Annotated in this window: 13 protein-coding genes; 4 read left to right on the top strand and 9 right to left on the bottom strand. The window is 64.4% G+C overall.

Annotated elements, in window-relative coordinates; genetic code table 11:
* Positions 1-70: 70 nt before the first annotated feature.
* From ACZ3I4_RS37640 to ACZ3I4_RS37625, 4 genes are all read right to left on the bottom strand, one after another.
* Positions 71-466: a hypothetical protein gene (locus ACZ3I4_RS37640; protein ID WP_465386886.1), complete on the bottom strand. Its 396-nt coding sequence runs from the start codon at positions 464-466 to the stop codon at positions 71-73.
* A gap of 69 nt (positions 467-535) precedes the next feature.
* Positions 536-1,402: an FtsK/SpoIIIE domain-containing protein gene (locus ACZ3I4_RS37635; protein ID WP_465386885.1), complete on the bottom strand. Its 867-nt coding sequence runs from the start codon at positions 1,400-1,402 to the stop codon at positions 536-538.
* A 14-nt stretch (positions 1,403-1,416) separates the two neighbouring features.
* Positions 1,417-1,878, bottom strand: a complete 462-nt coding sequence (gene ssb / locus ACZ3I4_RS37630) for a single-stranded DNA-binding protein (RefSeq protein WP_465386884.1) — start codon at positions 1,876-1,878, stop codon at positions 1,417-1,419.
* Between the two features lie 66 nt (positions 1,879-1,944).
* Positions 1,945-2,757, bottom strand: coding sequence for a hypothetical protein (locus tag ACZ3I4_RS37625; protein ID WP_465386883.1), 813 nt, complete (start codon positions 2,755-2,757; stop codon positions 1,945-1,947).
* A gap of 214 nt (positions 2,758-2,971) precedes the next feature.
* Between ACZ3I4_RS37625 and ACZ3I4_RS37620 the strand changes: the two genes are divergently transcribed.
* Both ACZ3I4_RS37620 and ACZ3I4_RS37615 read left to right on the top strand, forming a co-directional pair.
* Positions 2,972-3,727 (top strand): GntR family transcriptional regulator, encoded by a 756-nt coding sequence (locus ACZ3I4_RS37620; RefSeq protein WP_465386882.1) that lies wholly within the window; start codon positions 2,972-2,974, stop codon positions 3,725-3,727.
* Positions 3,724-4,248 carry a GNAT family N-acetyltransferase gene (locus ACZ3I4_RS37615; RefSeq protein WP_465386881.1) on the top strand — a complete coding sequence of 175 codons (525 nt, stop codon included), beginning with the start codon at positions 3,724-3,726 and terminating at the stop codon, positions 4,246-4,248. The genes ACZ3I4_RS37620 and ACZ3I4_RS37615 overlap by 4 nt, the downstream gene beginning before the upstream one ends.
* 185 nt (positions 4,249-4,433) lie before the next feature.
* Here the strand turns inward: ACZ3I4_RS37615 and ACZ3I4_RS37610 are convergent, their stop codons facing one another.
* The 4 genes from ACZ3I4_RS37610 to ACZ3I4_RS37595 all read right to left on the bottom strand — a co-directional run bounded on the left by ACZ3I4_RS37610 (position 4,434) and on the right by ACZ3I4_RS37595 (position 7,608).
* Positions 4,434-5,021 (bottom strand): DUF6346 domain-containing protein, encoded by a 588-nt coding sequence (locus tag ACZ3I4_RS37610; RefSeq protein ID WP_465386880.1) that lies wholly within the window; start codon positions 5,019-5,021, stop codon positions 4,434-4,436.
* 11 nt (positions 5,022-5,032) lie between these two features.
* On the bottom strand, positions 5,033-6,034 hold the full coding sequence (locus tag ACZ3I4_RS37605) for a hypothetical protein (RefSeq protein WP_465386879.1): 1,002 nt from the start codon (positions 6,032-6,034) through the stop codon (positions 5,033-5,035).
* The gene (locus ACZ3I4_RS37600; protein ID WP_465386878.1) at positions 6,031-6,345 is read right to left on the bottom strand and encodes a hypothetical protein; all 315 of its coding nucleotides are present in this window, start codon (positions 6,343-6,345) and stop codon (positions 6,031-6,033) included. Before ACZ3I4_RS37600 ends, ACZ3I4_RS37605 begins: the two co-directional genes overlap by 4 nt.
* 831 nt (positions 6,346-7,176) lie before the next feature.
* A complete protein-coding gene (locus tag ACZ3I4_RS37595; protein WP_465386877.1) occupies positions 7,177-7,608 on the bottom strand; it encodes a hypothetical protein in 432 nt (143 codons plus the stop codon).
* A gap of 783 nt (positions 7,609-8,391) precedes the next feature.
* On the opposite strand from ACZ3I4_RS37595, the gene ACZ3I4_RS37590 reads away from it, so the two are divergent.
* Positions 8,392-9,609, top strand: a complete 1,218-nt coding sequence (locus ACZ3I4_RS37590; protein ID WP_465386876.1) for a pentapeptide repeat-containing protein — start codon at positions 8,392-8,394, stop codon at positions 9,607-9,609.
* 256 nt (positions 9,610-9,865) lie between these two features.
* Positions 9,866-10,081 (top strand): hypothetical protein, encoded by a 216-nt coding sequence (locus ACZ3I4_RS37585; RefSeq protein WP_465386875.1) that lies wholly within the window; start codon positions 9,866-9,868, stop codon positions 10,079-10,081.
* On the opposite strand, the gene ACZ3I4_RS37580 is transcribed toward ACZ3I4_RS37585, so the two are convergent.
* On the bottom strand, positions 10,056-11,879 hold the full coding sequence (locus tag ACZ3I4_RS37580) for an IS481 family transposase (RefSeq protein WP_465387058.1): 1,824 nt from the start codon (positions 11,877-11,879) through the stop codon (positions 10,056-10,058). The genes ACZ3I4_RS37585 and ACZ3I4_RS37580 overlap by 26 nt on opposite strands.
* Positions 11,880-12,602: the final 723 nt, after the last annotated feature.

The following is a 12,602-nucleotide window of genomic DNA, read 5'->3' as shown; positions in this document are numbered from 1 at the left end:
CGGCGGCACAGGTCGCTTTCCACGGCTGATTCCTGTGTCGTCCGCTCGGAAATGCGGTTGTTCGTGCAGCTCAGTGCATGTGCTGCACGATGGTGATGCAGCGGTGACCGCCTACCGCGAGCCCGGCGACGAGCAACCCGAGCGCGGGGACGGCGAGCACGCCGAGCCCGACCGCGGTCCACAGCAGCCAGCCGGCCAAGGCAAGCCCGAAGAGCACCGCCAGGGCGATGACAGCACCGAACCCAGCCCAGAACCGCCGGTTGCGGCGATCCCGCTCCTTACGGAGTGCAGCCCGCTCGGCGTGCCGGTTCAGCAGCCGGGCGTTGGCCGCACGCCAGGCGCGGACCTCGGCGTCGGTGTGCAGGATGACGTCCCGGCGGTTGGCAGTGAGCTGCTGGTGCGCGACCCAGTCAAACGCGGGTCGCTTGTCCTGCACGTGGGCAGGAAGGCGGTTGGTACGGTCCATGAAAGCGGACCTCCTTACCTCCGTTGGGTGTTCCGCCCGGAGCGTTTCCGGGAGGCTTTAGAGCGCGCGTCAGGCCGCTACCGGGTCCGGCCGTAGAGGCCGGTCGGCGGCACGGCGGGCGCGCATATCGGCCGCGTGAGCGGCGATGGCCGCGCAGGTGCGGTCATCCAGGTAAGCGACCTTCACCAGTTCCGGGACGCCGCCTTCGGCGATCAGGAGACCGGCGCCGGGGTTGTTCGGGCTGACCGCATTGGCCGACCAGCCTTTCTTGACCCAGCCGTGGCCGAGCACGACGTCCGACGAGCTGTCGTCAGCGCACCGTCCCGCGAACCGCCAGGCGAACAGCGCCCGGAGCGAGGTCGGGATGATGTCCGACGAGGGGCGTTGGGTCGCGGCGATGACGATGATGCCGACGGCACGGCCACGTGCGGCCAGGTCCCGCAGCAAGCTAGAAAATTTCTCGCGCTGCTGCTTGTCCCCGGTCGTGGCCGAGTAGTAGGCGATCTCATCGATGGCCAGGACATACGGCGTGAACGCATCCAACGGTGTGATCTTGCGTCGCTCGCACGCCAGCAGGTACTCGTACCGGTTGTCCATCATCGTCTGCACCCGCGTGAGCAGGCTGTTGGCCTTGACGATGTCCGGCCCGATGAACGCATCCGCGCACTTGCGCCACTGGCCCAGCTCGACCTGCTTGCCATCCACGAGAATCAAACGGCAGTCCAGCGACAACGCCGCATGGGCTACCAGCAGGTTGAGCAGCGCCGACTTACCCGCCCCGGGCTCGCCACCGATCAGCATGTTGCGGTAGATCAGCCGGATCAGCTTCTGCCGGCCGAACTCATCGATCCCCACCGAAACCGGGTCGAAGATCGACAGCGGCAAACCTGGCTTGACCGGACCGAGTGCCCTGCTGGTAGCGCGAGCAGGCTGCATAGCTCGACCCCTCGTCAGAACGTGGCGTTGGACGTGGAGCCCGCCGTGGCGGTGTTCCAGGCGTCGTCGTGCGGCACGTCCGGGGTGAACCCGTCGTTCTTGCTGCTGCGGTTCATCCGCTGCACCTTGGCCACCGCGAAACGCAGGCTCGGGCCGATCTCGTCGACGTCCAGGCCGTACGCGGACCGCTTCTGACCGGTCTCCTTGTCCTCCCACCGCGACATCCGCAGCCGCCCCGAGGCGATGACCCGGGTGCCCCTCGACAGGGACTCGGCGATGTGCTCGGCGATGTCGCGGAAGGCGGTGCAGTTCATGAACAGCGGCTCGCCGTCCTTCCACTCGCCCGACTGGCGGTCGAGGGTGCGCGGCGTGGACGCGATCGTGAACTTCGCCATCGCCGTGCCATTCGGCAAGAACCGCACTTCGGGATCGTCGACCAGGTTGCCGACCATGGTGACGCTGGTTTCGTTCGCCATCTCAGTTCTCCTTGTCAGTGATGGCACAGGGCTTTCCTTGCACCGGCACCCAGCCGCAGCAGGTCATCAGCGACCCCCGCGACGTGGCGGTTCGGGTGCCGGGTCTTCGATGTCATCCAGCTCCACGCCAATCGGCGGCATGGCCAGAGACACCGGCACGTTGTCGTCAGCCTCGCGCAGGCCCGGAATCAGCAGCGCCAGCGGCGAGTCGATCCGGCCCGACAACGGGTCACGACGAGCGATGTCAACGCGCAACAGCGCCGCGTACCGCTCCGACGCCGAGGCGAATCGGACCTGCTTAGCCAGACACGCCACCGCGATGACGGCGGCCCGGCCCTCCTGCTCCAGGTCCTCCTGCGACAGGCCCGGCCGTAGCCACACCCACACCCGCTCACCCGCGAGCGTCGGACGCGCCCACAACAACAGCGGCAACGGCGCGGGACGGCCACCGGCCACCCGCACCTGCGAGCGCACCAGCGTCGCGAAACACAGCCGCAACCGGTGGCGAACTACCACGCACCACGACCACGCCCACACGAGCCGGCGCGGCCGGTGCGGCACGAACACCGCGAGCGCTACCGCCAGCAGGACGCCCGTGGCGGCCCACCAAGTCAACGAATGCGCGAGCGCCACCCAGGCGCCAGCCAGAACCGCCGAGGCTGTGATCTCAACCGACCACCACCACAGCGATCGCAGCACCGGCCAAACCCTCACCAGCACCGCCGCCACAAAAGCGGACGCAGCACCGGCCAGCGCACCCAGCACTACCGCCAACGGCAACGAGCCGAACACGCTCAACACCGCAGCCACCAGCACGGCGGACGCCGAGCCGACAACCAGGGCCGTGACCCGAGCTCGCCGGGCGTACCACTGTGACACCGGCTGATCGATAACCGCGACGGTCTTAGTCGCACCCTTCGCAGCTCGTCCTGCTGGCATCTCACCACCTCCCCAACTAGACCGAACAGACCGTATGGTCGGTATAGACAATGAAGACGATGCAGTGTCAGCTGGTCTATGTCAAGAGGGCGGTCTAGTCTGTCTAGACGAAAACGGAGAGGACCTAGAGGTGCCGGTGACAAGGCGAGGCTCAGTGCCCGTCTGGCAGCAGATTGCAGACGACCTGCGAGCAGAGATCAGCGACGGCACCCTTCCGCCCGGTGCCTACTTACCGACGGAGGCCGAGTTAACAGGGCGCTATCAGGTGGCGCGCAACACTGCCCGCCAGGCGCTTGCTGCTCTGGTCAACGAAGGCCTGATCGTGGCCGCGAGGCCCCGCGGCTACTTCGTCCGTGACCGCAAACCTCTGCACTATCGGCCGCAGGAGGAATTTCGGCCTCGCCCGCTTTCGCCGGAGATGGACGTCTTTCTAGCGGAACACTCCGCTGCCGGACGAGAACCAATGCAAACGATCGAGGTCGCGATCGTGGACCCGCCGGTCGACGTGAAGAAGCGACTTGGCCTAGCCGATGGCGAACCTGCTGTCGTACGTCGCCGTGTGCGCTACCTGGACGGCGAGCCGTACAACACCAACGACAGCTACTACCCACTGTCGCTCGTTCAAGATACCGAGATCATGCGCCCGGAGGACATCGCCCGAGGCGCGAACCAGGTTCTTGCGGAGAAGGGTTATCCGCAGATGCGAGCGCTCGACGAAATGTACGTGCGGATGCCGACGCCGGCCGAGGCGCAGAGGCTACAGCTTGGTCCCGGCACGCCAGTGGCCTACCACGTCGTCACAGGCTTCGCGCAAGATGGCCGTCCAGTACGGGTTGTTCTCAACGTTCTGCCAGGCGATCGCCACGTCATTGCTTTCGAGCGAATCCGACTTCCTGAGCCGACTGAATGAGCCTCACAATCCGTAAGGCCACGACCAAAGATTTCGATGCTTTGGTCGAGCTGCGCGAAGAGGCCCGACGGTGGCTGGCTGAGAAGGGGACTGACCAATGGCAGCCAGCCAAAACGGGCCGTCTCTCGATAGATCAAGTCCGCTCCGGCATCGCGCGGTCGATCGCCCAAGGCACGTGCTACGTCGCGACCGAGGGAGAAGACCCGATCGGCACTATCACGGTGGACGGGTTCGCTGACCCGGAGTTCTGGCGTGACGAAGACGATCCTTCGAATGCCCTGTATGTCCATCGTATGATCGTCAGCCGCCGCGGAGCGGGCCGGGCACTCGGCGTACGACTGCTCGATCACGCCGCCGACTTAGCAGCGAAAGCGGGGAAACGCTGGCTCCGACTGGACGCATGGCGCACCAACCATGCTCTCCATCGGTATTACCGTGACGTCGGCTTCGATCACGTCAGAACGGTAGATCTCCCGCATCGCGGATCCGGGGCACTCTTCCAACGTAGCGTCGGCAGCTAGCCAGCGCCCGCCATCCCGGTTCGCCCCAACCTCTCGGGCAGCGCCCAGGCGAATACACCCCTTCGGCTGACCTGGTTCCACGGGTCTGCGATGTGGTTTTCCGTCCTGGAGGGGTCCGTAAGCATCTGCCGTGATCACTGGCGATTGTCGCTCAATTAGTCCTCAGCACGCAGATCTGCGTTGGCTTAGTTTCGGCGGAAGCGGAAGAGCGCACGGATGATGAGCACGGCGATGAGTCCGGGTATGACGCCGAGGAAGCCGACGAGGTAGCCGAGCCAACTGAGCCATGCCCGGCGTGGTGTGTCTTCCCGGGCCAGCTGAGTGCTAGTCCGGTATTGGCCGAAGTCACCGACGCGGACTTCTGTGCCGATGTCGGCTGTCGTGAACACCGCATCGTTCGTCAATCGGCTGGAGGTGCTGTCGTCCCAGGCGATTGTGACCTCACACCGTTCCCAGTAGCCGAATCCCCGGTTGGTGACCGGACCGTGCCGGGAGCAGGAACTCACGGTCGCGGTGCCCGTACGGTCCGCGTCGGCTATGTCGCGACCGGCCAGCCTCACCAACGTGACAGCCGTACCCAGCAGAACTGCGGCGGCAAGGACGATGCCGATCAGGAAGGTCACTGACCTGGCCGCGCTGCCTTCTCTCGATCTCACCACCGAAGCTGCGGGGTCGGTAGCTGCCCGAGACTCCGCGTCCTCCCGGTCTAGTTCGGCCTGCTGCGCCTCGCGCTCCTGGCGACGCCGGGCCATCCGTTCGTCGTGGGAATCCATACGTCACCCTGTCAGAGCGGAAGGTTGATGTGGCCAGGTTCGGGATCTTCGCCCGTCAGGGTAGACCCGGCCGACCCGCTGTTCTGCGACGTATTGGTCTGAGCTGCCCCACGCGCAGTGTTGACGGCAACTTGTTCCACTGGGCCGTGTGCAGCCACGTGGCCCTGTCCGAGCAAGCTGTACGCGTCCTTGAAACCACGTACTCCTGCTCCCGCTGTGCCGGCGGCTTCCGTCCGGAACGCCTCCAGCCGCAGCACGTTGCGATTCGCCTGCCCAACCTCATCCATCAAGCCCTGCAGCTTTCCGGTGAAAACGCCGATCTGCTTGATCGAGGCAAACAACCGTTTCAACAAGTTCAAGATCTTGGCGCTGGTCTTGCCCACCAAGACCGCTATCTCAGCGAGCGCTTTCGGGATCAGCACCACCGTGGCCGCCTGGATCGCCTTGGAGATGCACGCGCCGACAACCTCGGCGATGATGTCGCGGATCGAGTTACGGGCGACACCAACCATCGCCCCGACGATCGTGGTTGCTTTGCTGAGCCCGTCAGCGATCTTGCCCATCGCCTGGATCGACTCGGCGTGGTCTCGAGCCCGCCGCCGATAGGCCTCCGCTGACTGCGCAGCCCACACTTCGGTGGTGCGGTTGACCTCAGCGACGAAGAAATCCGTGGCCTCGTAGATGCGCCGCTCGATGTTCTTCCAGCTCTGCGCATGCCCTTCGATCGCCTTGGGATCGCCCATCAGCTTGTCGAGCGGTTCCCGCAGGAAACTGACATGTTCCATAAGCCAGCCGACACCAGCGGCGAAAACGGCCTGCAAGGGGTCCATGACCGCACCGATGAGCGACAGCCCCGTGGCAACCAGGTTCCCGCCCACACCGAACAAGTCACCGTTAAGGCCACTGTCGACAAGGCCGGCCGCCGACTCGAAGATCCCGGCGCCCTCGTAGGCCTTCGTGGCGCTCTCCGACGCGATCAGTCCCGGCCGACCGACGAACGCGTCGCTGCTCACGATCCCGCTCGCCGGATGCGCTCAGCGGCCTCGGCGTCGGTGACGTCAGCATCGTCAGCCACCGAGCGCAGCAAGTACGCAAGATGTATCGTCGCGTCGGTACCAGCGCGAAGCTCTCTGGTCGCCTGGTCCTGCGCCACATTGAGGAAGGGAACGATCAACTTCCCCGTCCACTCGCCATACACCTCATCGTGCAGGTCGAGGTACCCGGCAGCGGAAGCGACCTCATCACACATGTCGCTCACCTGCTCCACCATCCGCGCGTGAGCACGCAGCGCCTGAGCATCAAGCGTGACATCCGGCTCAGCCACGGTCGACCACCCTCCACGCCACACCCAGCACCAAGGCGGGTCATCAGACTCCCCGGTAACGGGGATGCCACTTTGCCTGTGGATAAGCCCCGCACGCACCGACCACTCGTCTGTAAGTGTCCCCTGCCACAGGGGACAGGCCTAGCCAGCGTCGGATCGACGTTCGCTGCCTACGATGGTCATCAGTGAGGACCGGTTAGTTGCGGTGAAGCACGGGGCCCGCGCCGTGGCGTAGCGATCCTGCCTGGACTAGGACCGGCATCTCGCCAATTTCGATTGGCTCCGCCCTCGCCCGGAACTCCTGCTCGGCCTTGCGCAGCTCGTGCCGAGCACGTTCGTGGGACTCCGGAAACTTTCGTTCTAGCCGTCGGCGAGGCCGTATAGCTCTGCTAATTAGACGAACAGCTGGCAGCAGTAGGAGGCCCGGTACGGAAGAACGGAAAAGGTTCGCAGCGCTAGTGCGCCACAGGCAGTTAAGGTATCGATCCACGACGGCTTTATCTTTAGCGCTAATTTTAGCCCGCGAAATCTGCTTCTGCACGGAAACGACCTGGTCGTCTCCTCGGAAGACCAAGATTGCGAGGATCAAGTCTGAGAGAGTGTGCCGACCTGCAACCCTGATGTGAGATTCGACTGTCCTCAGGGCGATGTCGACCCCAGTTGTACGTCGGAGGCGGCCTTCTAGGACGTCATCAACCATGGCATCCCGTAAAACCCATAGATCGTTCTTGTACCTGCTATGCACCAGCTGCATCCATAGCAGGATGAGAACAAAAGGCATAGCCGCAGTAACGACGAATACGGCTAATATTAGCGCCGTTGTCGGGTTCATCAGTCACCTTCAGGGTTGGCCCGCTGCTGAAAGAGTTTTGCCTCTAAATGGTCGGCTCTTTCTCGCTGCTCCTTCATTTTATTCTTGCGAACTCGGCTCTGCCCCCCCGTAATCGACCAGCCAACTGCGAGCAGTGAGCACAGGACGATGAGAATGACGTCGAGTGCGTCAAACCGGACATCACTTCCTGCGAGATCCTTTGCGATCGGTTGAAGCGCCTGAAGAGGAAACCACGCCGCTACGATCCATAACGCAACTCGGGCACCTTGTAGCAAGTACTGTGCAAGCTGGTAGACAAGGCGGCGGACGCCAGTCTGAGCTCGAAGCTCGGCAAGCTTCCGCTCAGCCCTCTCGGCTCGAAAACGTGCCTGAGACAGCTCAAGCTCGTAGCCGTCGTGAGGACCGGACTGGTCTTCGCTCGAAGAAGACATGCGCGGATCTTAGCGGTGTCCGTCTCATGACGGCTACATCGCTTAGACATGACGCGCAGAAGGCGCCTAGATCATTAACAGGCCTGGCGAGTGATCACCCCCTCGAACCCGCTTCTCGCCGTGTCTGCATAGTTACCTTTCTACCCTGGAAACACTGTCAGGAATCCGACATGTCAATTCTGATATCCATCGTAAATTACTACGAATATGGACAAAAGATAAGTCACTCATTCGCGTGAACCGTATGACGAACTCTCTTGTGGATGTACGAATATCTCCGGTTCAAGGTTCAAACGAGGCCGTGGCGGAGGAAGTTATGATCCACATCGGACATAGGGTGCGTCGTAGAAGCGATCGCGGCGCCCCACTCCGCACATGCTGAGGTCCAGTCGGGCGGCCTACAGCCTGGCGGCTGGTCTCGCCGCCGCCGCCGTCATTGTCGCCACGCGTCCGTGGCGTTCCTGGCCCGCCGTACTCGCCACCCTGTCTAAGCAGTGGCTGGCGCTGCTTCTTCTCGCTGGCGCGCTAGCGCTGCTCGCTGTGGCGGCGTTTCGACAGATATCGCGTACACAGTCGCCGCCGTCATCTGTCCTTCCTCCAGTAAAGCCCCTCAGCCCCGTGCCGACGTGGGTCATCCCCGCAGGGGCAGCTCTGGTCGGGGGCGTCACAATCGCCGCCACTGTATGGCTGCTCCGAGTGGCCGGCGAAGCCGAAGGGGCTACCACTGCGATTGCTCAGCTCAAAGTTAACGCTTTTCGGACAGGACTCACGGTGGGAGCCGGCATGGCAGCAGTCCTTGGGCTGTTGCTAGCGCTGAGGCGCCACCAACTCGCCGAACGCACTCAGCAGGCTGCCGAATACGACGCCGCCGAGAGGCGTGTTACGGAGATCTATGCCAAGGCGGCTGAACAGTTAGGGTCCGACAAGGCTCCCGTTCGACTCGCGTGCCTGTATGCCCTGGAGCGTTTGGCGCAAAGTAACCCTAGCCAGCGGCAGGCGATCGTGGAGGTAATCTGCGCCTACCTGCGCATGCCGTGCGTTGTGGATCCTCCGGCAGACGGAAAGGCCGATCTGTCTGCCCAGAAGGAGTCAACGGATCAAAAGAGCGACACGAATGATCCTCGCGAGGAGAAGCAAGTGCGGCTCGCGGCCCAAGAAATATTAACCCGCCATTTAAGGCCACAGCAGGCGGGGCTAAACAATAAACTGGTACCAGATGAAAAGTATTGGCGGGACATCGAGCTCAATCTCACGGGCGCGGTACTCTATAACTTCAATATTGGCGTATGTCTGATTAAGTCCGCCAAGTTCGTTGACGCGCACTTTATCGGCTCAGCTTATTTCAACTCAACGAAATCCGCCGGATTTGTGGCCTTCGACAGAGCTACCTTCGAGGGTCAAGCATTGTTTCGTGAGGCAGATTTCGGTGGCAAGGTTCGGTTCGAAGGTGCTCAGTTCCTAGGGAAAGCTATCTTCGACCAGGCAACCTTTAGACAATCGATCACTTTTCGTAATTGCGGTTCAACTGCAAGCTTCAGCTTTGCTAACGCTGAGGTTAAACCGTATCAGTGGGGAGAGTACCTGCTTCCCTCCGGGTATAGAGTTGACAAGGCGGCTGGTTCGATTGTCGAGGACGTCGGCGCAGTCACCGCTACCGAACCCGTCGCTCGACGAGCACCCCGGAACACAACGTCGAAGAGGGTCGCGAGGAGCGCCACTACGGGCGACGAGGCCGTTTCCCGCGACGCGGCTAAGCCCCCGGCTGGCCGAACGCCCGGCAAAACTACAGCGAAGAAGGCGGCTAGTAGCTCGGCGGTCAGCGCAGCTGCAAAACCGGTATCCAGTCGGGCGCCCCGGAAGGCTACAGCGAAGAAGGTGGCGAGCAGATCTGCAGTCGACGGCGGGGCCTTTGCGGACGACGCTGCCAAGTCCCCTAGGGCGAAGAAGGCGGCTACGAAGGCCACGCCACCGGTTGTTGGCCCCCGTGAGGCGCCCGAGTAATCGAGACGCCGCGGCGGAGCACCAGGAGAGGTCAAGCCGAGTGGTCCGCTTGTGACCAGCCAACTGATGTGCGACGCGGATCCGCCAGGTGATGTGCGACAGGTGGTCTAGGAAATTGAGGTAGCGATCCGCGGTCGCTGGCCCTTGATGCTACGGAGTTCCGCGTCCCCTGCCCGAGGTACAAGGGCAGGGATTTACGGCTGCTGCGTCGTGACCGTTAGAAGATCGGGACAACGACGAGGCGACGGAGACAGCCGTGGACGATCTTGCCGTGCCCGTAATTCTGCTCGCGGCGGTTCTGGGTTTGTGGCTCCAGTACGTGATCATCAAGTTGGCTGTCTACCAGGGGCTCTTGATGTTCCTTCGCGACGCGGCCCGGCCCGTGATGCGAGAGGGCCACAACGTCTCGAAGCTGCTGGACCAGCTTGTGTCTCACTTGGCCGGCCTCACTCGGCGGCCTCCTGAGGATTAACTTCGTAGGTCCGAGGCCGTTGGCCCTTGATACTGCGGACCGGTTGGTTGGTGGTGCGTCGCACGACTTTGACGTCGCCGTCGTCGAGTTCGATGGCCAGGGTGGTGTCGGAGACATTCACGGTTAGCGTGCGGTGGCGGTAGAGCCGGCCGAGGGCAATCTTCTGGCCGACGACCATGACCACGCCGGTGTTTGACGCCCGGCGCTGCACCCTGATCGGTTCGGCCGAGGGGCGTGGTGGTGGTCCGGCGGGACGGGCCCCGCGCAGCCGTTTGACCTGCTCCGGGGTCAGCGGGTTGGCGCGGGTCCGCAGCAGTTCGCGGGTCTGCAGGTCGTAGAACATGAGGGTGGCCGCCTCGATCCGGATCCCGACCCGGCGCCCGCCGAGCCGTTCCGCGGCCAGGACGACGTGCTGGCCCAGCGAGACGCAGCCCGTCCGGTTGACGCTGCGCTCGACTTCGACCGCATCGCCGTCGGCGATTGGTGGCAGCGGTGACGGCCCAGCCGGGACTGCACCTTGGGCGACCAGCGCGGCCAGGTCGGTGACACTCAGATGCGACCGGACGGTCTTGACCCGTGCCCCGGCAATCAGCACGTGGATCAGGTCGCAGTCAGCCCAGACGCGGGCGATCGTCCCGGCCCGGGCGGTACCCATCCAGAACTGTCTGCGGCAGACCATCATGTTGCCCGAGGTCGGCACCACCCGATCGAACTCGACCGGGCCACCGGAGTATGCCGCTGAAACCGGCGTCGCCGGCAGGCCGGCCTCGCCAGGTTCGGTCGGGCCGGGAACGGGGGCGAGGGCCCCGGGCAGCCAGAGTTCCAGCATCGCGCTTTGCTCGGTGGGCGTCGGCTGGAACCGGTCGGACGGGGTGACCGGCGCCTTCACGTCCAAGCCCTGGTGCGGCCGGTCGGTGTTGTAATGCCGCACATACGCATCGATCGCGGCCTGCGCATCCTGCACGCTGGTGAAAGGACCTGCGGTGTCGAGGAACTCCGGCCGCAGGGTGCCGTGGAAACGTTCCACCTTGCCGTTCTGGTTCGGCGAGGCCGGCGCGGTGAGCCGGTGCGTGATCCCGTTCTTGCGGCAGATCTTGTCGAACAGAACCTCGCCGGTGCGGGGCCGGTACTTGCCGAACCGGTCAGTGAACTGTTTGCCGTTGTCGGTGATGATCTCTTCCGGGACACCGAACCGGGCCAGGGCCTCGACCAACGCCAGACACACCGCCCGGGCGGTGGCCCGCTCGACGACCTTGGCGATCACGCAGAACCGGGAATGGTCATCGACGGCGGTGACCAGCTTCGCCTCCCGCAGAACCCCGGTCGCCGGATCAACCAGCCTCACGCCGCCGACGATGTCCATCTGCCACAACTGCATCGCCGCCGGGCGTTCCCACCGCACAAACGAGTCCTTCGGCCGCTTCCGAGGCCTCGACCGCAGCAACCCCTGCCGCTGCAGAATCCGATCGATGGTCCGTTCCGAGGGCACCGCCAGATCCCTACGAAACCAAGGCCCCGGCTTGCGCAGCATCTCCAACCGGATCCGGCGTGATCCCCACCGCGGATGTTCCCGGCGCATCTCCGCCACCGCGACCTCGACCGCGTCGGCGACCTGGGCCGGCGACGAATACGGACGATGCGAACGATCCACCAACCCGGCCAACTGCTCACTCAGATAGCGGCTCATCCACCGGTGAACCGTGGAGCGGTGCACCCCGACGCTGGCAGCCACTTCCGTGACATCCGCACCCGCCAGCACCGCACGAACGGCGTCCAGGCGTTGCTCGACAACCGACAAGACAACCAGAGCCAATCCCGGCCTCCCCGAAGCACAGACGCCCCGCGGAGACGTCAAGCACAGGGTGCCGAACAGACCGCTGTCGCAGATCACTTGGCGAACGCGTGTCGCACATCAATCGTCGGAGGACACCGAGTGGTCCGCTAGCAGGTGAGAACTTTCTCTACATCTTCAAGGCGGGCCGCAAAACCGGCGTCCCGCACGCCTGGCCTCGATTGGCCGGCCGTTCGCGCCTCTGGTCGCAAGCTCCCGCAGCGCGAGCCGGCATCGGGACGCGCGTCAGCCGCCGAGCACGCCGAAGCCCCGACCGTCCGTAGTAAGGACAATCGGGATACGCGTTGAATACGGAGGATGGACCGCTAGCTGAGTGAGTGAAGAGGCCACTTACCCGCCGCCGGACACCATGCCGGACGGGCAGCCTCCGGCGGGCAGGATCTCCGACCCTGCACCCGGGTAGTGCCTCCGGCGGCGAGACCCAACATCCAATGCCTGCGGCGCCCCTGCCGGGGGCGGCTTGCAGCCAGCCTCCAAGAGCACCTCCGGTGGGCGCTCGGGAAGAGACTTCCCGAGCCGCGCCAGAGGCAATCAGACCGGGCGCGGGGGGGGGGGGGGGGGGGGGGGGGGGGGGGGGCGGGCCCCCCCCCCCCGGGGGGGGGGGGGGCCGCCCCCGCGCGGCCGGGGGGGGCCCGGGGGGGGGGGCCGAGCGCGCGACGCCGCCCCACC

It is taken from the genome of Actinoplanes sp. NPDC021490 (assembly GCF_055562135.1).
This window is presented reverse-complemented; position numbering and strand designations above follow the sequence as displayed.

Bases quoted from the DNA above. Each gene is read 5' to 3' on its own strand.
- ACZ3I4_RS37640 (WP_465386886.1), bottom strand. From the start codon at position 466: ATGGACCGTACCAACCGCCTTCCTGCCCACGTGCAGGACAAGCGACCC.
- ssb (WP_465386884.1), bottom strand. From the start codon at position 1,878: ATGGCGAACGAAACCAGCGTCACCATGGTCGGCAACCTGGTCGACGAT.
- ACZ3I4_RS37590 (WP_465386876.1), top strand. From the start codon at position 8,392: ATGGCAGCAGTCCTTGGGCTGTTGCTAGCGCTGAGGCGCCACCAACTC.
- ACZ3I4_RS37635 (WP_465386885.1), bottom strand. From the start codon at position 1,402: ATGCAGCCTGCTCGCGCTACCAGCAGGGCACTCGGTCCGGTCAAGCCA.
- ACZ3I4_RS37595 (WP_465386877.1), bottom strand. From the start codon at position 7,608: ATGTCTTCTTCGAGCGAAGACCAGTCCGGTCCTCACGACGGCTACGAG.
- ACZ3I4_RS37615 (WP_465386881.1), top strand. From the start codon at position 3,724: ATGAGCCTCACAATCCGTAAGGCCACGACCAAAGATTTCGATGCTTTG.
- ACZ3I4_RS37610 (WP_465386880.1), bottom strand. From the start codon at position 5,021: ATGGATTCCCACGACGAACGGATGGCCCGGCGTCGCCAGGAGCGCGAG.